At 70.3% G+C, this 22,428-nt stretch carries 18 protein-coding genes, 2 pseudogenes and 1 riboswitch; of the genes and pseudogenes, 8 read left to right on the top strand and 12 right to left on the bottom strand.

Translation table 11 applies throughout. The annotated features are described in order from the left end of the window. The 4 genes from mshD to LY40_RS12585 all read left to right on the top strand — a co-directional run bounded on the left by mshD (position 1) and on the right by LY40_RS12585 (position 4,174). Positions 1 to 915, top strand: a complete 915-nt coding sequence (mshD, locus tag LY40_RS12600; protein WP_258936962.1) for a mycothiol synthase — start codon at positions 1 to 3, stop codon at positions 913 to 915. Between the two features lie 60 nt (positions 916 to 975). After that, positions 976 to 1,145, top strand: a riboswitch (cobalamin riboswitch). Positions 1,146 to 1,222: 77 nt separating this feature from the next. Beyond that, positions 1,223 to 2,266: an ABC transporter substrate-binding protein gene (locus LY40_RS12595; protein WP_258936961.1), complete on the top strand. Its 1,044-nt coding sequence runs from the start codon at positions 1,223 to 1,225 to the stop codon at positions 2,264 to 2,266. 74 nt (positions 2,267 to 2,340) lie between these two features. Then, complete coding sequence (locus LY40_RS12590) at positions 2,341 to 3,336, top strand: FecCD family ABC transporter permease (RefSeq protein WP_221213156.1); 996 nt, start codon at positions 2,341 to 2,343, stop codon at positions 3,334 to 3,336. A gap of 55 nt (positions 3,337 to 3,391) precedes the next feature. Continuing rightward, positions 3,392 to 4,174 (top strand): ABC transporter ATP-binding protein, encoded by a 783-nt coding sequence (locus LY40_RS12585; RefSeq protein WP_183781838.1) that lies wholly within the window; start codon positions 3,392 to 3,394, stop codon positions 4,172 to 4,174. Positions 4,175 to 4,252: 78 nt separating this feature from the next. Here the strand turns inward: LY40_RS12585 and LY40_RS12580 are convergent, their stop codons facing one another. Continuing rightward, positions 4,253 to 5,068, bottom strand: coding sequence for an SDR family NAD(P)-dependent oxidoreductase (locus LY40_RS12580; RefSeq protein WP_258936960.1), 816 nt, complete (start codon positions 5,066 to 5,068; stop codon positions 4,253 to 4,255). Positions 5,069 to 5,190: 122 nt separating this feature from the next. Here LY40_RS12580 and LY40_RS12575 point away from each other — a divergent pair, with 122 nt between their 5' ends. Further along, complete coding sequence (locus LY40_RS12575) at positions 5,191 to 5,781, top strand: TetR/AcrR family transcriptional regulator (protein ID WP_183781832.1); 591 nt, start codon at positions 5,191 to 5,193, stop codon at positions 5,779 to 5,781. 257 nt (positions 5,782 to 6,038) lie between these two features. Here LY40_RS12575 and pstB read toward each other — a convergent pair whose 3' ends face one another. The 9 genes from pstB to dusB all read right to left on the bottom strand — a co-directional run bounded on the left by pstB (position 6,039) and on the right by dusB (position 18,317). Next, positions 6,039 to 6,818 carry a phosphate ABC transporter ATP-binding protein PstB gene (gene pstB / locus LY40_RS12570; RefSeq protein ID WP_183781829.1) on the bottom strand — a complete coding sequence of 260 codons (780 nt, stop codon included), beginning with the start codon at positions 6,816 to 6,818 and terminating at the stop codon, positions 6,039 to 6,041. Between the two features lie 26 nt (positions 6,819 to 6,844). Next, the gene (gene pstA, locus LY40_RS12565; RefSeq protein ID WP_183781826.1) at positions 6,845 to 7,930 is read right to left on the bottom strand and encodes a phosphate ABC transporter permease PstA; all 1,086 of its coding nucleotides are present in this window, start codon (positions 7,928 to 7,930) and stop codon (positions 6,845 to 6,847) included. Then, the gene (gene pstC, locus LY40_RS12560; protein WP_258936959.1) at positions 7,930 to 8,880 is read right to left on the bottom strand and encodes a phosphate ABC transporter permease subunit PstC; all 951 of its coding nucleotides are present in this window, start codon (positions 8,878 to 8,880) and stop codon (positions 7,930 to 7,932) included. Before pstC ends, pstA begins: the two co-directional genes overlap by 1 nt. Before the next feature lie 181 nt (positions 8,881 to 9,061). Further along, a complete protein-coding gene (pstS, locus tag LY40_RS12555; RefSeq protein ID WP_258936958.1) occupies positions 9,062 to 10,150 on the bottom strand; it encodes a phosphate ABC transporter substrate-binding protein PstS in 1,089 nt (362 codons plus the stop codon). Positions 10,151 to 10,399: 249 nt separating this feature from the next. After that, positions 10,400 to 11,062, bottom strand: a complete 663-nt coding sequence (phoU, locus tag LY40_RS12550) for a phosphate signaling complex protein PhoU (RefSeq protein ID WP_183781819.1) — start codon at positions 11,060 to 11,062, stop codon at positions 10,400 to 10,402. Positions 11,063 to 11,192: 130 nt separating this feature from the next. Beyond that, on the bottom strand, positions 11,193 to 12,725 hold the full coding sequence (locus LY40_RS12545; RefSeq protein WP_258936957.1) for an LCP family protein: 1,533 nt from the start codon (positions 12,723 to 12,725) through the stop codon (positions 11,193 to 11,195). Between the two features lie 2,500 nt (positions 12,726 to 15,225). Further along, positions 15,226 to 15,942, bottom strand: coding sequence for a GGDEF domain-containing protein (locus LY40_RS12540; RefSeq protein WP_258936956.1), 717 nt, complete (start codon positions 15,940 to 15,942; stop codon positions 15,226 to 15,228). A gap of 172 nt (positions 15,943 to 16,114) precedes the next feature. Next, entirely contained in the window at positions 16,115 to 16,759 is a 645-nt protein-coding gene (locus LY40_RS12535) for a winged helix-turn-helix transcriptional regulator (protein ID WP_183781810.1), read from the bottom strand. Positions 16,760 to 17,177: 418 nt separating this feature from the next. Next, a complete protein-coding gene (gene dusB, locus LY40_RS12530; RefSeq protein WP_258936955.1) occupies positions 17,178 to 18,317 on the bottom strand; it encodes a tRNA dihydrouridine synthase DusB in 1,140 nt (379 codons plus the stop codon). A gap of 148 nt (positions 18,318 to 18,465) precedes the next feature. Here dusB and LY40_RS12525 point away from each other — a divergent pair. After that, positions 18,466 to 18,790 (top strand): annotated as a pseudogene (locus tag LY40_RS12525) (winged helix-turn-helix transcriptional regulator). A gap of 130 nt (positions 18,791 to 18,920) precedes the next feature. Here the strand turns inward: LY40_RS12525 and LY40_RS12520 are convergent. Further along, positions 18,921 to 19,508 (bottom strand): superoxide dismutase family protein, encoded by a 588-nt coding sequence (locus LY40_RS12520; RefSeq protein ID WP_183781804.1) that lies wholly within the window; start codon positions 19,506 to 19,508, stop codon positions 18,921 to 18,923. 187 nt (positions 19,509 to 19,695) lie between these two features. On the opposite strand from LY40_RS12520, the gene LY40_RS12515 reads away from it, so the two are divergent. Both LY40_RS12515 and LY40_RS12510 read left to right on the top strand, forming a co-directional pair. Then, positions 19,696 to 20,598, top strand: coding sequence for a DMT family transporter (locus tag LY40_RS12515; protein ID WP_183785273.1), 903 nt, complete (start codon positions 19,696 to 19,698; stop codon positions 20,596 to 20,598). A gap of 286 nt (positions 20,599 to 20,884) precedes the next feature. Then, positions 20,885 to 21,316 (top strand): annotated as a pseudogene (locus LY40_RS12510) (DUF6328 family protein); the annotation flags it as partial. Positions 21,317 to 21,397: 81 nt separating this feature from the next. On the opposite strand, the gene LY40_RS12505 reads toward LY40_RS12510, so the two are convergent. Beyond that, positions 21,398 to 22,417 carry a hypothetical protein gene (locus LY40_RS12505; protein WP_183781801.1) on the bottom strand — a complete coding sequence of 340 codons (1,020 nt, stop codon included), beginning with the start codon at positions 22,415 to 22,417 and terminating at the stop codon, positions 21,398 to 21,400. Positions 22,418 to 22,428: the final 11 nt, after the last annotated feature.

Here is a 22,428-nt window from a genome sequence, read left to right as displayed (position 1 = left end):
ATGCTGGAGCTGCACTGGGCCGAGAACCTGGACGACGAACGCACCGCCGCGGTGCGCACGCTGCTGACGGCGGCGCGCGGCGTCGACGGCAAACCCGAGGTCGACCCGGACGGTCCGCTGCCCGGCGAATTCTCCGGCGGCCGATATCTACTGGGCACCGTGGCCGGTGACCTCGTCGGCGTCGCCCACGTCGACGTGTCGGGCGACGCCTTCGGCAGACAGGTCGCCGAGCTCGTCGTACACCCCGAGCACCGCCGCCGCGGCCACGGCGCCGCACTGACCGAGGCGCTGCTGGCGGAGTACCCGCGGAACCTCCGGGTGTGGGCGCACGGCGACCAGCCCGGCGCCGCCAGGCTCGCCCAACACCACAGCCTGCTGCGCAGCCGCGAACTGCTGATCATGCACGTCGACACGGCGGGCGCCGACTGGCCCGAACCGACCCCTCCGGAGGGAGTCACCCTCCGCACGTTCCGGCCGGGCTCCGACGAGCAGGCCGTCATCGACGTCAACGCCCGCGCGTTCGACTGGCACCCGGAGCAGGGCGCGCTGACGGTCGACGACCTGGCCGCGACCGAGCGTGAGGACTGGTTCGACGCCGACGGGTTCTTCCTCGCCGAACGGGCGGGCACCGTGATCGGCTTCCACTGGACGAAGGTCCACCCGCCGAACCCGGCGAAGTTCGGCGGCAAGGCGGCCGGCGAGGTGTACGTCGTCGGCGTCGACCCGGACACGCAGGGCGGCGGTCTCGGTCGCGCACTGACCGTCGCGGGCCTGCACCACCTGGCCGAACGTGGTCTGAGCCAGGTGATCCTCTACGTCGAGGGCGACAACGCGCCCGCGGTGGCGGTCTACCGCAGGCTGGGGTTCACACCGTACGAAGTGGACGTTCAGTACGCGACTGCCGACCCGGGGTGAGGGTGCGCACGTGACGGCCTGCCCCGCGCCACCCGGTGGTAGCGTCGCGAGAGGCCAGCCGCACTCACGGGTGACGTGAGTCAGGGAATCCGGTGCGAATCCGGAGCTGACGCGCAGCGGTGAGGGTGACGGCCGGAACACACGCCACTGCAGCCTGGCACGCGCCTCAACGGCCCGTGCGGGCGGCGGGAAGGCGTTCCGGCCGGACGACCCCGAGTCCGAAGACCTGCTGGCCCCGGCTCCGGCGAGCCGGTAACCGGTCCGACTGCGGGCTCCGCGCATGGGCCCTCGACATCAAGGGAACGCTGTGCCGATCTTCCCGCGACGATCACGCCCCGCCCGCACCTCCGCGGCGCTGCTGCTGTCGACCTGCCTCACCGTGGGCCTCGCAGCCTGCGGCGGACCCGCGGGCGGGCGAGAGCAGGCCGCGCCCGGCTTCCCGCGCACGATCGACAACTGCGGACGCACCACCGAGGTGCACGAACCGCCGCAGCGCGTCGTATCCCTCAACCAGGCGAGCACCGAGATCCTGCTCTCCCTCGGCCTCGAGGACCGCATCGTCGGCACCTCGATGTGGACCGATCCGGTACTGCCCGAGTTGAAACAGGCCGCCGACGGCATTCCCCGGCTGGCCGACAACATGCCGTCGTTCGAATCGGTGCTCGACGCCGAGCCCGACTTCGTCAGCGGATCGTTCGCCGCGACGCTCGGCAAGGGCGGCGTCGCCACGCGCGACCAGTTCGAAGAGCTGGGAGTGCCGACGTACCTCTCGCCGACCGACTGCGCCGCGAAGGACAACAGCGGCTCCGGCGACGGCAGCCGGTCGAAACCGCTCACCATGGACGTGCTGTACGGCGAGATCCGCGACCTGGCGCGGATCTTCGACGTCGAGCAGCGCGGGCAGCAGCTGATCGACGGGCTGCAGCGACGGCTCGACGGCCTCGACGTCGACGCGTCCGGAACGTCGGTGCTGTACTGGTTCGCCAACTCCGACTCGCCGTACCTCGCCGGATGCTGCGGTGCACCGGGCATCATGACCCGTGCAGTCGGCGCCGACAACGCGTTCGACGACACCCACGCCGAGTGGCCGCAGTCGGGCTGGGAGAACGTCGCCGAACGCGACCCCGACGTCATCGTGCTCGGCGATCTGACCCGGCGCGAGCAGACCGCGGAATCGGCCGAGTCCAAAATCGACTTCCTCGAATCCCACCCGGTCACGCAGGACATGACCGCGGTCAAGCGGAAACGCTACGTGCGGCTCCCCGGCCAGGCGCTGAACCCGACGATCCGCACCGTCGACGGCGCCGCGAAACTCGCGACCAAGCTCCGTGAGTTCGGACTGGCACGGTGATCACCGTGACGACGGGTCGCGTGACCTCCGCTCCGGCGGCGAAAGCCCCGCCGAGGGAGCGGTCGCGACTGCCGCTGCTGCTTCTCGGCGGCTGCCTCGTGCTGTTCGCCTCGATCGGAGTGGCCGTCACGATCGGACCGGCCGACATCGGCGTCAGCGACGTCTGGGCGACACTGCTGTCCCGCGTCGGACTCGCCGAGCCGACCCTGTCGGTGCTGCGCGACGGCATCATCTGGGACCTGCGCCTGCCGCGCACGTTGCTGGCCGCCGTGTGCGGCGCCGGCCTCGCGGTGTGCGGTGTCGTGATGCAGTCGCTGCTGCGCAACCCGCTCGCCGACCCGTTCGTGCTCGGGGTGTCGTCGGGCGCATCGACGGGTGCGGTGCTCGTCGTCGTGCTCGGCGTGAGCGGTGGCGTGCTGTCCATGTCCGGCGGGGCGTTCCTCGGCGCGGTGGCCTCGTTCGCGCTGGTGTTGACCCTCAGCCACACCCTCGGCGGCACGACGGACCGCGTTGTGCTCTCCGGCGTGGCGGTGATGCAGCTGCTGTCGGCACTGACGTCGTTCATCGTGCTGACCTCCGCCGACGCCGAGACCACCCGCGGCGTGCTGTTCTGGCTCCTCGGGTCGCTGGCGAACGCGGGCTGGTCCGAGGTGCTGACCTGCGCCGTGGTGCTCGCCGGAACGCTCCTGGTGTGCGGCGGGTACGCGCGGTCGCTGGACGCGTTCGCGTTCGGTGAGGACGCGGCGTCCACGCTGGGCGTCGCGGTCGGGCGCACCCGCGTGGTGCTGATGTCGGTGACGGCGTTGCTCACGGCCGTGCTCGTCAGCTCCGTCGGGGCGATCGGGTTCGTCGGCCTCGTGCTGCCCCATGCCGCGCGGCTGGTCACCGGCCCCGGGCACGCACGGCTGCTGCCGGTGAGCGCGCTGGCGGGGGCGGTGCTGCTGGTGTGGGTCGATACCGTCGCGAGGACCGTGCTGGAACCGCAGGAGGTGCCGGTCGGGGTCGTCACGGCGCTGATCGGCGTACCGGCGTTCGTGCTGATCCTCTACCGCTCGCGAGGTGCGCAATGACGGACCGGCGATACGCGGCGACGACTCGGGCCGCGACGGGTTCCCGGGGAGCGCGATGACGGATCACCCTGTCGACGTGGGCCTCGCCGCGGAGCGGGTGTCGCGGTCGCTCGGCGGCGGGCTCGTGCTCGACGGCGTGAGCGTCGCCCCGGCCGACGGTTCGACGGTGGGCATCCTCGGGCCGAACGGGTCGGGCAAATCGACGTTGCTGCGGGTGCTGGCCGGAGTGCTGAAACCGTCGGCTGGTCTGGTCACTGTGGACGGTCGCGAGTTGACCGACGTGCCCAGAAGGACGCTGGCGCAACGGGTCGCCGTCGTCGAACAGCATTCCGACACGCAGATCCCGCTCACGGTGCGCGACGTCGTCGGACTCGGGCGGGTGCCACATCGGCGCGCGTGGCTCGCGGCGTCGTCCGACGACGATGCGGCCGTCCACGAGGCGCTGGAACAGACCGGCATGACGGCGAAGGCCGCGCAACGGTGGCAGACCCTCTCCGGCGGCGAACGCCAGCGGGTGCAGATCGCCCGCGCACTCGCCCAGCGCCCGCGGGAACTGCTCCTCGACGAGCCGACCAACCACCTCGACGTGCAGCACCAGTTCGAACTCCTCGACCTGCTCGCCTCGCTGCCCGTGACGTCCGTGATCGCCCTGCACGACCTGAACCTCGCCGCGATGTACTGCGACGAGATCGTCCTACTCGATCACGGCGTCGTCGTCGCGACGGGCAACCCCGCGGACGTGCTGACCGAGGAACTGATCCTGCAGGTCTACAACGTCAAGGCCGAGGTCACGAGCAGCCCCGAAGGCCACCCCCACGTACGTTTCCTCCGCACCTGACGCAGGCGGCACCCGCCGTGTTGCGTTCCCCAGGGCCCGTGTTGCGTTCGTGCGCGCATCTGCACGCCGGACTCCCTGTCAATCACCCTGCCTGCTCAACGCCTCCCACTTCGCGAACTCGGCAGTCCTCGCGCGGAACATGTCCATCGACATGTCGTAGGCCGCACCTCCGAGGATGATGCGCCGCGGCGGCTCGTCGAGGTCGACGATCTTCAGCAGCACCTCGGCCGCCCGCGCCGGATCGAAATCCTCGGCCTCGCCGAACATCGCGTCGAGGCGTTCACGCAGCGGCGCGTACGCCGGATTCGGGGCGGTCGTCGTCAGCCCGCGGCCGAACAGGTCGGTGTCGTATCCGCCGGGATGCACGGTCGTGACGGAGATCCCGAACGGTTCGACCTCCATGGCGAGCGCGCCGCTGATCGTCTCGAGCGCAGCCTTACCCGCGCCGTAGAGACCCGTCGACGCGAACCCGCCGCCGGCCCCCGGCATCGTCGCGATCTGCAGGATGTGACCGGAGCCCTGCTCCCGCAACAGTGGGACGACCGCTTGGCACACCCACAACGCCCCGAACAGGTTCGTGTCGAAATGCTCTCGCACCTGCTGCTCGGTGACCTCCTCGACCATTCCGAGCAGCGCGCCGCCCGCGTTGTTGACGACCACGTCGATGCCGTCGAACTCGTCGAAGGCTTTGCGCACACCGGTCAGGACCGCCGCCCGGTCGGACACGTCGAGTGAGAACGTCGCCAACGCGCCGTCAGCTCGGGCGACGAGCTCGGCCAACGGAGTGACGTCGCGAGCCACGCCCACCACTCGATCTCCCGCCGCCAACGCCGCCTCCGCGAACGCCCGGCCGAGTCCGCGGGACGCACCGGTGATGAACCAATTTCGGGACATGCCTACCTCCGATGACGAGACAAGACGAGACGAGACGGTCCGTCTCGTTATGGCACCCAGAGTCCGCCCTCCGGCCATTCGCTGTCAAGACGGACCGTCTCGTTTCGCCGTACGATGTCGCCATGGCACCGGAGTCGGGACCCCGTCGCAGTGAACGTTCTCGTCAGGCGATCCTCGCCGCGACCAGGGAACTCATCGCCGAAGTCGGGTACGGAAAGTTGTCGATCGAGGGGATCGCGGCGCGAGCGGGAGTCGGCAAGCAAACGATCTACCGCTGGTGGCCGTCGAAGGGGGCGGTGGTGTTCGACTCACTGCTCGCCCTGAGTCAGGACAGCGCCGGCGACATCGAACTGCCCGACACCGGCGACATCCGAACGGACCTCAAATCGCTCCTACGGGCGACGGTCGAGGAGTTCGCCGACGACGACTTCCAAGCGCCCATTCGCGCACTGCACACCGAGATCATGAACGATCCGCAGCTCGCGACGGCCTACCGGGAGCAGATGGACGCACCCGTTCGCGCGGCGAAACTGCGGCGACTGCGGAGCGCGCAGCAGGCAGGCCAGCTCGCCGGGGACGCCGACCTCGACCTGCTGCTCGACATGCTCTACGCACCGCTCACTCAACGTTGGCTGCTCCGGTCCGGTGGTCTCGACGCCACCTTCGCCGACGCGCTCGTCGACGCGACGCTCCGAGCTTTCGCCCCTGCCTAACAGCGCCCGGCACCGCAGCCCGGCCCCATGGACACAGCTGCGCGCAACTCGTCGATGAGGGGTGCGACCGGACGACGGTGGGCGCAACACACGAGCCCCGGGACCCGCAACACGGGCCCCGGAAAGCGCAACACGGCCCCTGGAACCCGCAACACGGCGTCCTGAGTACAGGACATGCACCGAGGCGCGGTCTCGCAGAAGTGCGTGCTCGACTGTTTACGGCGGGCGGCGGGAAGCCGGGCAGCCGGGGCGGCGGCTCAGCCGAAGCGACCCGAGATGTAGTCCTCGGTGGCCTTCTGCGACGGCGTCGAGAAGATCCTCGTCGTCTCGTCGATCTCCACGAGCTCACCGGGCTTGCCGACGCCCTGCAGGTTGAAGAACCCGGTGGTGTCGGACACGCGCGCGGCCTGCTGCATGTTGTGCGTGACGATGACGATCGTGTAGTTCGCCTTGAGCTCCAGCATCAGGTCCTCGATGGCCTGCGTGGAGATGGGGTCGAGCGCCGAGCACGGCTCGTCCATCAACAGCACCTCGGGCTGCACGGCGATGGCTCGCGCGATGCACAGCCGCTGCTGCTGCCCACCCGACAGCCCGGAACCCGGCTTGTGCAGGCGGTCCTTGACCTCTTCCCACAGGTTGGCCGACTTCAGCGACCGCTCCACGAGATCGTCCATGTCGGACTTCTTCAGCCGCTTGTTGTTCAGCTTGAGGCCCGCAGCCACGTTGTCGTAGATGGACATCGTGGGGAACGGATTCGCGCGCTGGAACACCATGCCGATCTGCCGACGCACGTTCACCGGGTCGACGTTGGGCCCGTACAGGTCGTCGTCGTCCATGACGACCGAGCCCTCGACGCGCGCGTTCGGCACGAGCTCGTGCATCCGGTTGAGCGTGCGCAGGAACGTCGACTTGCCGCAGCCCGACGGCCCGATCAGCGCCGTGACCGACCGCGGCTGGATCGTCATCGACACGCCCTGCACCGCGAGGAACTTGTCGTAGTAGATGTCGAGGTCCTTGACCTCGATGCGCTTAGCCACAGTTACTTCCTACTCTTTCCGGGCCGTCAGCGGGTCTTCGGGGCGAACAGCTTGGAGATGACTCGGGCGACGAGGTTCAGCAGCATCACGATGATCATCAGCACCAGCGCCGCACCCCACGCACGGTCGAACGACGCCTCCGCGAACAGACCGGGGCTCTGATACTCGTAGTACGAGAACACCGACAGGGTCGTCATACGTCCGTCGGTCGGATCGAAGTTGTCGCCGTCGGTGAGGCCCGCGGTCACCAGCAGTGGCGCGGTTTCACCGATCACGCGGGCGATCGCGAGCGTGACGCCCGTGGCGATACCAGCCAGTGCCGTCGGCAGTACGACCTTCAGGATCGTCCGCCACTTGGGCACCGCCAACGCGTACGAGGCCTCGCGCAGCTCGTTCGGTACGAGCTTGAGCATCTCCTCGGTGGAACGCACGACGGTCGGGATCATCAGCACGCTGAGCGCGACGGCACCCGCCAAGCCCATCCGCACGCCGGGTCCGAACATCATCACGAACAGCGCGTAGGCGAACAGACCGGCGACGATCGACGGGATACCGGTCATGACGTCGACGAAGAACGTGATGGCCTTGGCGAGCTTGCCGCGGCCGTACTCGACGAGGTAGATCGCGGTGAGCATGCCGATCGGCACCGAGATCAGCGTGGCGAGCCCCGTGATGATCAGCGTGCCCATCATCGCGTGGTAGATGCCGCCGCCTTCGCCGGTGACGCCGAGCATCGAGTTCGTGAAGAACTCGGCGTCGAACCGCGCCGCACCCCGCGACACCACGGTGACGATCACCGAGACGAGTGGCAGCAACGCCAGCAGGAACGCGCCGGAGACGAGCGCCGTGACGAACCGGTCGGTGGCCTTGCGCGGCCCTTCGACAGCGCGCGACCAGGTGTAGACGATCACCACGTAGGAGGCCGCGGCGAGCAGTGCGCACGGCACGACGGCCCAGCCGGCCAGCAGCCACAGCAGCAGGCCCGCCACCGCGGCCGCGACGAGCGTGCCCGGCGCGGCGCCACGCGGCAGCTGACCGGCCGTGAGCGACACCCCGCCGAGCGGCGTGTGCAGATCCGGGTCCCGTTCGGGAGTCGTGAGCGAGGTGGACATCAGTTGGCTCCGTCGAAGTCTTTGCGCCGGTTGATCACCGCGCGGGCGATCATGTTCACGACCAGCGTGATGGCGAACAGCACGAGACCGGACGCGATCAGCGTGTGCATACCGACGCCGGTCGCCTCGGGGAACTGCAGCGCGATGTTCGCGGCGATGGTCGGCGGGTTCTCACTGCTGATCAGGTTGAACGTGATGCCACCCGCGGACGCCGACAGCACCATCGCGACGGCCATCGTCTCGCCGAGCGCGCGGCCGAGGCCGAGCATCGAGGCGCCGATGATGCTGGAGCGGCCGAACGGCAGCGCGGCCATGCGGATCATCTCCCACCGGGTGGCGCCGATGGCGAGCGCGGCCTCCTGGTGCAGCTGCGGGGTCTGCGTGAACGCCTCGCGCACGACGGCGGTGATGATCGGCAGGACCATCACGGCGAGCACGATGATCGCCACCAGCATGGTGCGGCCCGTCGACGACGGCGGACCCGCGAAGAACGGGATCCAGCCGAGATGCTGGGACAGCCACGACGCCGGGTCGACCGTGACGGGCGCGAGCACGTTCATGCCCCAGAGGCCGAAGATGATGCTCGGCACCGCGGCGAGCAGGTCGATGATGTAGCCAAGGGCCTTCGCGATGCTGCGCGGTGCGTAATACGTGATGAACAGGGCGATCGCCACCGCGAGCGGAACGGCGATGACCAGCGCGAGCACCGCCGAGATCAGCGTGCCGAACAGCAGCGGCCAGATGTAGACGACGAGTCCCTGGCCACCGGGGATGTCCTCGGCGGGCGCCGTGAGCGCCGGCCAGGCCTCCGTCACCAGGAAGACCGCGACACCCGCGAGCGCCACGAGGATCAGCACACCGGACCCGGTCGAAACACCGGCGAAGATGCGATCGCCCGGGCGTCGCGGCACCCGGTTCTTCCGGGGCGGGGCCTCGGTACTGGAAGCCACGTTCTATTCCTTCCGTTCTTGCGTTCGGCCGCCGCGGTGGGCCACAAACCGGCTCACGAACAAGTCTCCTGACACGCGTGTGTCCGGGTGGTCACCTCATCGTCGAGGAGACCACCCGGACCGTGCGGGGACACCACTCGGGGTCGCCCGTTGTCGCGTTCGCGACTATTGCCGACGGGTGTCAGCTGCCGGAGTTCGCCGAGCCGATGGACTCGACGGCCGGCTGCACCTTCGAGCGCAGGTCGTCGGAGATCGGCGCGGAACCCGCCTGCTCCTCGGCTGCCTTCTGGCCCTCGGCGCTGATCATGTAGTTCAGGTAGTCCTTGACCATGGTGGCCTTGTCAGCATTGTCGTAGTTGCTGCAGGCCAGGACGTAGGAGACCAGCACGATCGGGTAAGTGCCCGACTCCTTGGTGTCGCGGGCCAGGTCGAAGGCGAAGCTGTTCTCGCCGCGGCCCTCGACCCGCTCGGAGACGTCGAGCACGGCGGCCGCGGCCTCCGGCGAGTACTTGACGAACTCGTCACCGACACCGACCTCGACGGTCGTCAGGTCGCCGGCCTGGCTGGCGTCGGCGTAACCGATGGTGCCGTTGCCGTTCTTGACGGCCTGGACGACACCGGAGGTGCCCTGCGCGGCCTCGCCACCCGACACCGGCCACTCGTCGCTGACCTCGTGCGGCCACTGCTCGGGCGCTGCTTCCTTGAGGTACTCGACGAAGTTCTCGGTGGTGCCGGAGCCGTCGGCACGGTTCACCGGGACGATCCTGGTGTCCGGCAGGTCGACGCCCTCGTTGGAGGCCGCGATCTCCGGGTCGTTCCACTTGGTGATCTTCTGGTTGAAGATCTTGGCGATCGTTTCCGGCTTCAGCTTGATGCTGTCGACACCCTCGATGTTGGTGATCAGCGCGACCGGGGAGACGTAGGCGGGAACCTCGACGAAGCCACCCTCACCGCAACGCTCCTGCGCGGCCTTGACCTCCTTGTCGTCGAGGTAGGCGTCGGAGCCTGCGAAGTCCACACCGCCGTTGGTGAACTGCTCCCGACCACCGCTCGAGCCGACCGGGTCGTAGTTGATCATTCCGTCGTTGCTCTCCAGGAAGCCGGTACGCCACGCGCTCTGCGCCGCCTCCTGGGAACTGGCACCCGCACCGTTGATGGTGGGGCCGCTCGCCGCCCCTTCCTCGTTGGCGGAGCCGCAGGCGACCAGACCGAACGCGAGCGCGGCCGTCGTCGGCAGAACAAAGGCGCGGCCCAGGGTGGAACGCTTCACAGTTGACCTCTTCCGGGGTTCTGGTGCGGCAGAGCTCCTGCCGCCGCTCGGGGTTTGTGCCGCGTCGAACGCTATGGGCGGGACATGACACCGCTTCATGAAGCGAATGAACGAAAGGTGAACGAGGCGTGTTGTCCCGACGACGTCACAGCGACATCACCAAGGGGTGACTGACTGTTGTCGGCAATACATGCGCAGGTCATACGGCACGTGTCCAACGTGTAGCCCGAGCGGATTAGGGCCAGTCGATCAGACGTCGCTGGCACTGTGATTTGGCATACGCCCCGTGACGACGAACAGCATCCGGCGCGCCACGGAGACCGCGTGGTCGGCGTAACGCTCGTAGAACCGGCTCAGCAACGTGAGATCCACAGCGGGGGACACACCGTGCTGCCAGTCCCGGTCCATGATCACGGTGAAGAGGTTGCGGTGAATCTCGTCCACCTCGTCGTCGTCGTCCTCGAGGCTCTTGGCGGCCTCCGCGTCGTCGCCCCGCACGACCCGCTCGAGCTTGCGGGCCAGGCGGACGTCCACGTCGCCGAGCCGCTCGAACGCGGGCCGCACGTCGGGCGGCAGCACCGGTTCCGGGTGCCTGCGCCTGGCGGCCTTCGCGACGTGCAGCGCCAGGTCACCCATCCGCTCAATGCTCTCCGCCGCGTGCAGCGACGCGACGACGATGCGCAGGTCCGTCGCGACCGGGGCCTGCAGCGCGAGCAGGCCGTAGGCCTTCTCCTCGGCCGCCGACCGGGCGTCGTCCACCTTCACGTCGTCGCTGATGACCTGCTCGGCGGTTTCGAGGTCCTGGTGCAGCAGCGATCGCGTCGCGAGCTCCATCGCTTCGGCCACCAGCTGGACCATGTCACCCAGTTGAGCACGGAGATTGTCGAGTTCGAGGTTGTAGGCGTCCCGCATACGGCTGACTCTACGGCCCGCGATGGCCTAACGCCGAATCCAGATCTGAACCGTCGGTGAACGCGGACCGACAGCTCGGTGAGAACTCCCGGGCGGCTCGATGCCGCCCGCGCACCGCCGCGCCGGCGGGTCAGGGGGCCGAGGCGCTGGCCGGTTGCTCCGCGGCCTGCTGCTCGTCGGGCTCGGGCTGACCACCCGACGAACCGTCACCCGAGGGCGGCCCATCGGCCGACGCCTCGTCGCCCGGCAGCGGCGTGTTGTCGATGATGGCGTCGAACAGCGCCTGCGAGTCCCCTTCGAGCAGCACTTCGTTGCCGCGTTCGTTGGCCTCGCCGACAGTGGGCACGGTCAGGAACTCGACCTTGCCCGCGTCGAAGCCGCGCATCGACTGCGCCAGCGTCAGCATCTGATCGACGCCGATGCCCTCGCCGAACGTCGACCGCGTGAACGCGTCGATGAACCTGCTCAGCTTGCCGGTGTTGAACAGCACGTCGCTCGAGAGCGTGGTGTCGAGCAGCGACGAGAGGAACTTCTGCTGCCGCTCCATGCGGCCGTAGTCCGAGAACGTCGGATCGCTGTACACCTTCCGCGCGCGGACGTAGTTGAGCGCCTGGTCGCCCTTGAGCTTCACGTTCCCGGTCTCCGTGACGACCTTGCCGAGCGTCTCGTCGACGATCGGCTTGTCGATCTGCACGTTGACACCGCCGACGGCGTCGACCATGCCTTTGAAGCCGTGGAAGTCGATGCCGACGAAGTGGTTGATCTTCATCCCGGTGAGTTCCTGGACCACCTTCGTCACGCACTTCGGCCCGCCGACCGAGAACGCCGTGTTGATCTTGACCTGATCGGCGGCGGGCATCACCTCGCCGTACCGTCCGGAGTCCGAGTCCCACCGCTCGCATGCAGGCCGGGAGATCTCCAGGTCACGGGGGAATGACACGACGACAGCACGACTGCGGTCCTCCGGCACGTGCGCCACCATCAGCGTGTCCGACCGAGCTCCGCCGACGTCGGCGGCCGTGCCGACGTCCTCCTCGGCCTCCGCACCCTCACGGGTGTCCGAGCCGAGGACGATGAAGTTCTCGTCACCGATCTGACCGGGCATGATGTGCGCCGAGTTCTCGTCGAGCGCGGCGATCTGGTTGAACTTCGAGTCGAACCACGTCTTCGCACCCCACGCCGCACCCGTGGCGAGGAAGACCAGCGCCGCGGCGACGATCGCCAGCGTTTTGCTCGCCAGGCGCGCACGGTCGTTCTTGCGCTTCTTCTTCTCCTGCAGCCGGGTGCGCGAGGGCGTGTCCTCGTCGCCGTGTCCGGCTTCGGCGTGTCCGGTGTCGGATTGCTCGGGGTCGGATTGCTCGGGGTCGGATTGCTCGGGGTCGGCCCCGTCCAGCTCGGCGCGGTCGGCACCCGCTCCGGCCTCGCCGCCTGACTCGCGGTCTCGGGACACCGCGGATCCGCGTCCGCCGATCTTCGAGGTGACGACCGCCTGGAGCTTCGTGCGCGTGTGCTCGATCCGCGCCGCGAGTCGTTCCTTGCGCGCGCGGCGCTCGCTCTCCTCGGCCTCGAGCTCGTCGTGCGCTGCGGAGAACCGGGCGAGCGTGTTGTCGATCTTGCGTTTGTACTGCGTCTGCTCGTCGACCGGCTCCATCTGGTCGGTCATCGAGAGCCGGTCTTCCTCGCCTTCCCTGCGGGGCGCGAGCGGCCTGCGCGGACGCGGCGGGGCGGGAGCGGCCCGGCCGGGCTCGTCGGCGGGTCCGGCCGGCTCCGGCTCGCCGGGCTCCGGATCACCGGGTGCGGGTCCGGTGAGCGGCGGTGCGGCGGGCGGCGGTGCGGCGGGCGGCGGTGCGGCGGGCGGCGGTGCGGCGGGCGGCGGGGTCGCCGGCTTGCGCGGACGCGGCGGATCCGGCCGATCACCTCTACGAAGCCCACGGCCTGGGCCGGGCCGAGGAACAGCTCCGACGCCGTCGGACGCCCCGGTGCTGTGCGCTGCGGCTGCGCCGTGCGCTGCGGCTGCGCTTTGTGGCATGGCTGCGCTGTGCGCTGCGGCTGCGCTGTGAGACGTGGCGGAGCGGGAGGCCGTGGCAGCACGGGAGGCTGCGGGCTCACTGCGCTCGCCGTCGTCGCGCTTCCCACCTCCGATATCGGCGCTCAGACCGCCGTCGAGCACGGACGCGACGGCCCCGAACACGGTCGGCGGTTCGGGCTCCGGAGCCGGACGCCGCTGTGCCTGTGCCTGTGCCTGTGCCTGTGCCTGTGCCTCCGAACGAGGTGTCTCCGGACGAGGTGTCTCCGGACGGCGTGACGACTCGGGCCGCGGTGCCTCCGGACGCGGTGCCTCCGGACGGAGCGACTCGGGCCGTGGCGGCTCAGGGCGGGGATCGGGGCGGCGCACGCCCGCACCGCCGGCAGGCATGCCTTGAGGAGGGCCGGTGGGACGCGGTCCGCCATCGGGGTGCGGTTCGGTGTGGTGACGAGGCCGCGCGGGCGGCGGCCCCGGCCTGCGCTGCGGCCCATGGGCCGGCTCGTCGATCTCCCTGCGCCCGGGCGCGGGACCGGCCGCCTCCGGCGGCACGGGAGCTCCGGGCGTTCCAGGCGCTCCAGACACTCCGGGCGTTCCGGGCGCCCTGGGCCCATCGGGACCCCGGGCATCTCTAGGACTCCGGGGCTCACCAAGACTCCGGGGCTCGCCGGAGCCGCCGGGCGAGGCCGAGACGCCGGGCTTGCCGGGAACACCCGGTGAGGCCGCGGCGGGCGGCGCGACGGCCGGCCGGCTCCGGTCCAGGGGCTGGTCCGGGGGCCGGTGCTGCGTGCCGGACCTGTCGGGTACGTCGTGCGGCGCCGGAGCGTCGGCGGGCACGGGAGCGGGCCGCCCCGGCGCGGCGGGCGGGTGAGCGGGCGGGACCGGCCGCGGGTTCGGGCCGGAGTGTTGGGGCGTGCGCTGCCCGGACGGGTTCGGGGGACGCTGACCTGCCGGAGGGGGACCGTCCGGGGCCACCGGGCCGGGAGCCGCGACTCCGTCCTCACGGGGAGCGCGCGGGTCACGGGGCCGTTCCCGCGGCGACTGCGGCTCGGCGGGCTCGCCCCGCGGCCGCCGCGTCGCGGGTGCCGGACGGGGCGCGCGTGGTCGCGGTTCGTCCGGCTCCGGCGGACGAACCGGCTCCGGAGGAGGCATCGACGAACCGGGGGCGGACGGCCCGGGGGTGGAAGCCCCGGGCGGGGCAGGTGCGGGTGCCGACGGCCCGGGCGGAGCAGGCGACGACGGGGGCGACTGCGGGCGCCGTGGCGGCGAGTCGGCGAGTGAGGAGTGCCCCGGCACGGGCCGCGGCCGTTCGGACGATTCCGGCGGACCGGGATGTGCCGCCTGGCCGGGCTGTTCCGGCGGCCTCGTGTCCCGCCGCGGCGGTGCGGGCGGAAGCGGGGCCTCGGCGGCCCGCTCGGGCCGGGAGTCCGGGCGCGGGTCGGGTGCACCGCGATCGTCGGGGGCGCCGCGGCCGACCGGCGCACCGCGCCTGTCCGGCGCACCGCGCCTGTCCGGCGCACCGCGCCTGTCCGGCGCACCGCGCCCACCCTGAACACCGTGCCCGTTGCGAGGCGGCGAGAACCGCTCACCCGGTTCGGCGGACGCGAAGGGTTCGAAGGGTTCGGCAGGCGACCCTGGACGCGAAGGTCCGCGCTGACCTCCAGGAGGAGCCGCCGACGCCGCGGGCGGCCCCGGCATACGGTCGTGTTCAGGACCCTCCGGGTCGTCCGTGGCGTGCGAGAGCCTGCCTGCCTGGTGGTTGTAACCGGTCTTGGCCAGCAGTTCGGACACGCTCGTGCCGCCGTCCCCTTCGAGGGAACGCCGGCGCCTGCGTTCGGAGTCGGCGCGGTTCCGTTCTGCGCGGCGGCGCCATTCGGCGATCTGGTCGGCGGCGGCCTGGGCGTGGCGCGAGGCAGGCGAGCCGTGCTCGTCGGACACGCGCCCACTCCTTCCCCAGAAACACCTGGTCACATGCCGCTTTCGCGACATGTCCGCGACCGTGGCGTGATCGGCTCTCCGGCAGTGTGCGCTATCGTACGGACGTCCCTCTTTCGTGACGACACCAAGGCCCGAACTTTTTACACAGAGTTGCGGTGCATGACGTCTCCGATCCCGCAACCGGGAAGTAGCTGGAGCGGCTTCACGAATGCGGTCGAGCGGAATGCGTACTGAGGGTACGTGTCACGCGGGACGCATCACCGCGGTCCAGCGCCACCGAGTTGCGGCCCTCTCGTTTCGCCTGGTAGAGCAGCTCGTCCGCAATGCGTAGGCGGGTCTCGGCGTCGCCGTCGGCGGGTGAGACGCCCGCACTGATCGTGACCGTCAGCTCCGGCCTGACCGTGCGCCACGGGAACTGTTCGACCCGCATCCGCGCGCGCTCGACGATCGCCGCGACGGTTGGCTGCGACGTCACGGGCACCACCAACACGAACTCCTCACCGCCGTAGCGCGCACAGAATCCACCGGGAGGCAGCGACCGCCGGAGGATCCGCGCCACCTGCCGAAGCACCCGATCGCCCACCTCGTGCCCGAACCGGTCGTTGACACCCTTGAACTCGTCGAGGTCGACCAGCGCCACGGCGACGGGTTCGAGCCACGGCAGGGTGCGGTCGAGATAGCGGCGGTTGTACACGCCGGTGAGCGCGTCGGTCAGGCTCTCGTGGCGCAACTGCTCGACCTCGCGGCGGTACTGCTCGGGGATACGCGCCGCGACGGGCAGGTTCCGGGCGTGGCCGAGCGCCGCACGCAGGTGCTCGTACGCGCTGCGCCAGTCGCCCTGCTCGGCGAAGGCGTCGGCGAGCGATTCGTGGGCGTCGACCAGCGCGGCGGCGTCGTGGACGGGTTCGGCGGGTGTCACCGCGTCACCTCCAACAGCGTCGAACCCCATACAGGGATGTCGACAGGAGAGAGGCGCCGCTTGAGCCACCGGGACTCGCCGAACGCGAAAATCGCTCGACAGGACGAGCGGCGTCACTCGCCGCCACGGACGGAACCCGCCGCCGACCACGGAACGGACGAAACGGGCGCGATCAGATGCGGAACGACCGGGTGAACGCGGCCAGCAGCTCCTTCGGCCCGGTGATCGCCACGCTGCCGTCGGCGACCGCGTCGTCCGGCGCGAGCTCACCGGCGAGCAGTGCGCGGAACGCAGGGCCGGTTTCGATGACCAGGTCGGCACCGTCGGCCTCGCCGGTCCCCGCGACGAGTTCACCGCCGTCGACGCGGGCGTGCACGACGACGTCACCGAGACGGATCTCGTAGGTCGCGTCGGCCTCCTCCGCCGCCGCCTCGGGCAGGAACGCCGTCCGCAGCGCGATGACCAGCGAGTCCGACGTGATGATCTCGTCGGGGCCGGGTTCGCCGAGCGCACGTGCGCCCCACCGGCCGAACGCGAGCACGGCGTCTTCGAGGTCGGCGCCGTACTCGGTGAGGGCGTACTCGACGGAACCGTCGGGGCGCGGCCGCAGCCGGCGCTCGACGATCCCGGCGGTCTCGAGTTCCTTCAGCCGCGCCGAGAGAACGTTCGTAGGGATGCGCGGCAGGCCGCGTTTCAGGTCCGTGTAGCGCTTCGGCGCGACGAGCAGATCGCGCACGATCAGCAGCGCCCACCGTTCCCCGACCAGCTCAACGGCGCGAACGAGCCCGCAGAACTGTCCGTACTGCCGCTTTCCCATCCTGCGGAGTCTACCGCCTCATGCACTGACTGAACTCCACTTGTTTTTCCGCAGCGATTCAGCTGTCCCACGCGGCTCAGCGCCCCCGAGGGCACCTTCGGGGCATCGAACACAGCCACGCGCCAGCGTGCCCGTGTGGGTTGGTGGTCAGGCTGACGGGAGGGAGCGAGCCCGGAATCTTCCTCTCACGAGCGGACCCGACATCCCTGCGACCCCGATGGGGCGACGGCCCCACCTCCTGGGTTGAGGACTCCGACACCCCGGCGCCTCGACACTCCGGCATCCCGGGAGGTCGGCATCCCGAGAGGTCGACATCCCGGCATCCTGGCAGGTCTACGGACCGACTCCGGGAGCCGTACCTCGCGGTGCTGTCGGCGCGCTGTCAGTCGGAGCAGCACCCTCAGTCGGAGCGCTGTCGTCAGCCGCCGGAATGCATCATGTCGGCGCCCTCGGGCACGCACGGGTCGTCGGGGTCGTCGAGCCAGCCGTGCGGCAACGTGACCTTGCCGGGCGACCCCTGCCGCCCGCGCGGGCCGAGTGCGTCCGCGGGGAACGGCGCGTCGTGGTCCAGCTTGCCGATCAGATCGTCGAGCTGCTCCAGCGACGACACCGTGGCGAACGAACGCCGCAGCTCCGATCCGACCGGGAACCCCATGAAGTACCAGGCCATGTGCTTGCGGATGTCGCGCATGGCCTTGTCGTGGCCGTCGTGCTCGATCAGCAGCTCGGTGTGCCTGCGCAGGACACGCGCAACCTCGCCGAGGTTCGGCGGCTCCGGCGCCGGCCTGCCCTGGAACGCCGCCTCCAGCTCGCCGAACAGCCACGGCCTGCCGAGACATCCCCTGCCGACGACCACGCCGTCGCAGCCGGTCTCGTCGACCATGCGCATGGCGTCGCCCGCGGTGAAGATGTCGCCGTTGCCGAGGACCGGGATGCTGGTCACGGTTTCCTTGAGCCGCGCGATGTGCGACCAGTCGGCCTTGCCCGAGTAGCGCTGCGCGGCGGTGCGCGCGTGCAGCGACACCGCAACGGCTCCCTCGGCCTCGGCGATGCGGCCCGCGTCGAGGTAGGTGTGGTGGTCGTCGTCGATGCCGACGCGGAACTTCACCGTCACCGGCACACCGGCGGGCTCGGCGGCCTCCACCGAGGCGCGCACGATGTTGCCGAACAGCTTCCGCTTGTACGGCAGCGCCGAACCGCCGCCCTTCCGCGTCACCTTGGCCACGGGGCAGCCGTAGTTCTGATCGATATGGTCCGCGAGACCTTCGCCGACGATGATCTTGACGGCTTCGCGCATCGTCTCCGGGTCCACGCCGTAGAGCTGCATCGACCGCGGGTACTCGCGCTCGCCGAAGGTCATCATGTGCATCGTTCCGGGGTGACGCTCGACGACGGCGCGAGCGGTGATCATCTCGCACACGTACAGTCCTGCGCCGTACTCCTGGCACAGCTTCCGGAACGCGACGTTGGTGATGCCCGCCATCGGAGCGAGCACGACGGGAGGGTCGACCCGGTACGGGCCGACCTGCAACGCAGGCGTCGTCAAGGTGGCGGTCATGCCTCCAGGTTAGCCGTCACCACCTGCCACCCCGGCCGGCCGGTCGACGCTCCGGGTCGGCCTTCGCTCCAGATCGGCCGTCGCCGCCTGCGACGAGGGCAGCGGCGACCTCGGCCGATGTAGCCGACGCCACGCGTAACCGCCCGACCTGCAACGGGCGGGCACGGTCCGCAGCAGCGTCGAGCACGCGTGCCCGACCAACGAGGTACTCGACCACGTCGCGGGCAAATGGAGCGTCGGCGTGCTCGTCGCGGCGGCACAGGGACCGGTGCGGTTCACCGAACCTCGAACGTGACGGCCTGCTCGTGCGGACCGTCTATCCGACGGTGCCGCCGAAGGTCGAGTACACGCTCACCGATATGGCGCGCGAGCTGCACCACACACTCGCCGACCTGACGTCATGGGCACAGCGTCACGCCGGCGCGATCGCCGCCGCCCGCGCCACCTACGACGAGCGTGAGGAGACGCCGTGAGCGCCGACCGTGCCGCCGCCGTGTCCTGAGCGCAGCACTCGCGGTACTGAGCGCAGGACACGGCGTCACGAGTGCAGAACACGCGCGAGAGCGCAACACGGCGGGTGGGCGGGTGGTGCCGGCGCGAGCGTCAGAGGTCGACGTTGATGCAGGCCAGCCGCGCCCCCGCGTCGCCGGACTCGCCGGGTTCGGTCGACGTGTGGTGCTCATGGATCACCACGGATGCCGGCCTGCGGTCGCCGTACGACCAGTCCACATGCGACGACGCGAATCCCGTGCCGTGCGAATTGGTCGTGAAGTCGAGCCAGACCTCGTTGTCCGGGTTGGCGTACTCGGGGTCGGTCGACGGCTGGTTCGGGTCCTGCACGTACTGGAAGTGCGGGCCCGCGTCGTCGCCACTCGGGCCGCAGGGGTTGTCGTGAACGTGCGCGCCGTAGTGCCGGTCCGGCTGCAGCCCGGAGACTGCGAGTTTCGTGGTGGTGCCGACACCGCCGTTCGATAGCGAGAACACCGACGCGCGAGCACCCGACGGCACGCTGTCGAGGTCGTACGTCGCGGCCGTGGCACCGTCGACGTACGGGGCGAACGTGCCGTGCGCGAACGCCACCGCGGAGCGGGACTGCGCAGGCTCGGCGGCAGCCGGGGCAGCGGCAGCGGTGCCGGCACCCGCCAGAGCGACGGCCGATGCCAGGGCAAGGGTAACGGGGAGTCGTTTCATGGCTCGTCCTTAACCTCATCGCGCTATCGACCACAAGTCGATTGACACGGTCGGGCGATCTCACTGCGTGACACGGACACGTTTGTTATCGGCGTCCGGCCGTAATCTGGCACGCGTGACTACGGCGGACGTATCGACCTCAGGCACAGCCGGTCCGGCCGGCCGCCCCACGGACCGGACGTGGCTCGTGGCGGTGGCGGCGGCACTGTGGGGCACCGACGGGCTCCTCCGGCTACCGCTCGCGGCGGACCTGCCGTCCGGCACGGTCGTGTTCTGGGAGCACCTGATCATCGTCGCGGTGCTGTCGCCGTTCGTGCCGCGTGCGGTGCGAGCGCTGGCACGCTGCGGTCCGCGGGTGTGGCTGGCGGTACTGATCATCGGCGGCGGATCCTCCGCACTGGCCACGGCACTGTTCACCGCGGCGTTCCAGACGGGCGATGCGATCACGCCGCTGGTGCTGCAGAAGCTGCAACCGGTGTTCGCGGTGCTGGCCGCGTGGGCCGTGCTGGGCGAACGACTGCGCAGCGGCTACGCGCTGTTCGCGGTTCCCGCGATCGCGGGCGCGTGGCTGTTGGCTTTCGCCGACCCGCTGGACATCGAGTTCAGCGCGTTGCGTGCGGCGCTGCTCGCGCTCGGCGCAGCGGCGCTGTGGGCCGCGGGCACGGTGCTGGGACGGCTGGTGTCGACAAGCCTGCCGTCACGGGACGTCACGACCCTGCGGTTCACCGTGGGACTGCCGGTCGCCGCGATTATCGTCGCCGCACAGGGGAACCCGTACACGGTGGATTGGGACAACGCCGTGGGGCTCGGACTGCTCGCGCTGATTCCGGGCCTGTTCGCGCTGAGCCTGTACTACACGGGTCTGCGCGCGACACCGGCCGCGCGTGCGACGCTGGCCGAACTCGCCTATCCGGCGACGGCCGTCGTCATCGGCGTGTCCTTTTTGGACGAGACCATGACCGCGACGCAGTGGGCCGGCCTCGTCGTGGTGGTCGCCGCAGTGACGGCGCTGGGCTGGCACGAACGGGCCGCCAAGCGGCGCCCGGTGGTCGTCCCGCCCGAACCCGTATCGACAGGCGGCCGGGAGTAGGGGGCTCGGAGTGAACGGCCCGGGAGCGGACGCGCGCGGCGGCGGATCCGGCGCCGGGCACGACCCCGGTGTGGAACACGGCCCCGCTGCCCAGCAGAACCCGGGCGCGCAGGTGAAACCCGGCGCGCAGCACGACACCACCGCACAGCACCACACCACCGCACAGCCTCCCGCCGCCCAGCACTACGTCACGGCGACGCAGCACCCCGGCGCGCAGCACGGCCCCGATGCCCAGCACAGGTCGGATACACAGCACAGGTCCGATGCGCAGCATGACGCCGGTGCGGAGCCGCACCACCAGCGGCTGACGCGGAACGTGAACGAGCTGCTCGGCGAGCTTCGGGTGGCTCAGGCCGGGGTGCAGATCCTGTTCGGCTTCCTGCTCGCGGTGGCGTTCACGGCGCAGTTCCGTGAGGCCAGTGGATTCGAGAAGATCCTGCACCTGGTGACGGTGCTGTTCGCGGCCGCGGCGACGGCCATGCTGACCGCGCCCGCGGCCTGGCACCGCATGCTGTTCCGCGCCGGACGCAGGCAGGCGATCCTGCGCGTCGGGAATCGCCTGGTCATCGCGGGGCTGGTGTGCCTGGCCATCGCGGTGACGCTCACCGTCGGGCTGATCGCCAAGGTGGTCTACGGGCCGGTATTGATGGGCGTGGCCCTCGTCCTGGTCGGCGGCCTGTTCTCGACCCTGTGGTTCTTCATCCCGACGAAGCTGTGACCGCGGCGAGCCGGTGCCCCCAGGGGCACTTTGGTGGCATTGAGTGCGACCAAAGTGCCCCTGGGGGCGCGAACGGCGCGCTCAGTCCTCGTCGGTGAGGTACGGGTGGAGGCCGGCGGTGTCGTTGTACCGCGGGTCGGGGCGGAACCAGGTGATGACGTCGGAGTCGAAGGCGTCGAGGTCGGAGACGTCGTAGAGCTCCTCGTGGGCCCCGTCGGCGAACGCGTGGTCGTCGAAGTGGGCGAAGATCTCCGCGGCGCGCTCCTCCGGCATGGCGTCGGCGAGGTCGAGTTCCAGCTCGGCCCGCGACTTGACGACGTGCAGCGCGAGCGCCTCGGCCAGGCACAGCGGGGCCGTCCATTCCTCCTGGGTGAGGCGGTAGCCGAGGATCGCGGTCGTCACGAGCAGCTGCTTGGCGAACAGCGCGGTGTACTGGTCGGCGTACTGCTGGGGCAGTTCGTCCATCACCCAGAGCGCCTCGACGTCGACGGCGGTGCCGTCCTCGTCCTCGAGCAGCTGGATGTCGCCGAACAGTTCGTCGGTGACCATCTCGACGCCGTGCATCACCGCGCCCGCGACGTAGCGGGCCTCCTGCTCGGTGACGTCACCGCCGTCGGTGAAACCGAACGCGTCGAGGCCGAACGCGCGCAGGTACTCGGACGCGTCGAGGAGCCGCTGCCTGCGCTCGGCGAGTTCGAGCTGGTCGGCCGGGTCGATCTCGATGACGCCGTCGTCGCCGGTTTCGGCCGACGCGGCGAGCGCGCTTTCGAGCTGGTCATCCGTGGCCGTGACGGCACAGTGCTTGACCTGCCAGCCACGGAGCAGTTCGGTCTCTTCCAGGAGCTGCTCCAGCACGGCACGCGTGGCGTCCTCGGCGAACACGAGCGCGGGCGCGTCGAGCAGCCAGCTGACGTTCGCCCCGCCGAGGTGCGCGTGCACGGCGTGTTCGACGGGCGTGATCTCGACACCGTCCGGCCCTTCGATCCCGGCCAGGCGGGACAGCCGCGTGTCGAGCAGCGCCACCACGCCGACCTGCTGGAGCGGGTCCAGGTCAGGGCCGTCTTCCGGGGCGGTGAGCTCTGCCGACAGTTGGTACTCCACGGCGTGCAGTG

It is taken from the genome of Prauserella salsuginis, assembly GCF_024648885.1.
Taxonomy (GTDB): domain Bacteria; phylum Actinomycetota; class Actinomycetes; order Mycobacteriales; family Pseudonocardiaceae; genus Prauserella; species Prauserella salsuginis.
Note: the sequence above shows the minus strand (reverse complement) of the source record. Positions and strands in the feature narration are given on the sequence as shown.

What these genes read in the sequence shown, in the direction of transcription:
- mshD (WP_258936962.1), top strand. Translation starts at nt 1, where the DNA reads ATGCTGGAGCTGCACTGGGCCGAGAACCTGGACGACGAACGCACCGCC.
- LY40_RS12585 (WP_183781838.1), top strand. Translation starts at nt 3,392, where the DNA reads ATGACGGATCACCCTGTCGACGTGGGCCTCGCCGCGGAGCGGGTGTCG.
- LY40_RS12580 (WP_258936960.1), bottom strand. Translation starts at nt 5,068, where the DNA reads ATGTCCCGAAATTGGTTCATCACCGGTGCGTCCCGCGGACTCGGCCGG.
- LY40_RS12575 (WP_183781832.1), top strand. Translation starts at nt 5,191, where the DNA reads ATGGCACCGGAGTCGGGACCCCGTCGCAGTGAACGTTCTCGTCAGGCG.
- pstA (WP_183781826.1), bottom strand. Translation starts at nt 7,930, where the DNA reads ATGTCCACCTCGCTCACGACTCCCGAACGGGACCCGGATCTGCACACG.
- phoU (WP_183781819.1), bottom strand. Translation starts at nt 11,062, where the DNA reads ATGCGGGACGCCTACAACCTCGAACTCGACAATCTCCGTGCTCAACTG.
- LY40_RS12545 (WP_258936957.1), bottom strand. Translation starts at nt 12,725, where the DNA reads ATGACCGACCAGATGGAGCCGGTCGACGAGCAGACGCAGTACAAACGC.
- LY40_RS12535 (WP_183781810.1), bottom strand. Translation starts at nt 16,759, where the DNA reads ATGGGAAAGCGGCAGTACGGACAGTTCTGCGGGCTCGTTCGCGCCGTT.
- dusB (WP_258936955.1), bottom strand. Translation starts at nt 18,317, where the DNA reads ATGACCGCCACCTTGACGACGCCTGCGTTGCAGGTCGGCCCGTACCGG.
- LY40_RS12520 (WP_183781804.1), bottom strand. Translation starts at nt 19,508, where the DNA reads ATGAAACGACTCCCCGTTACCCTTGCCCTGGCATCGGCCGTCGCTCTG.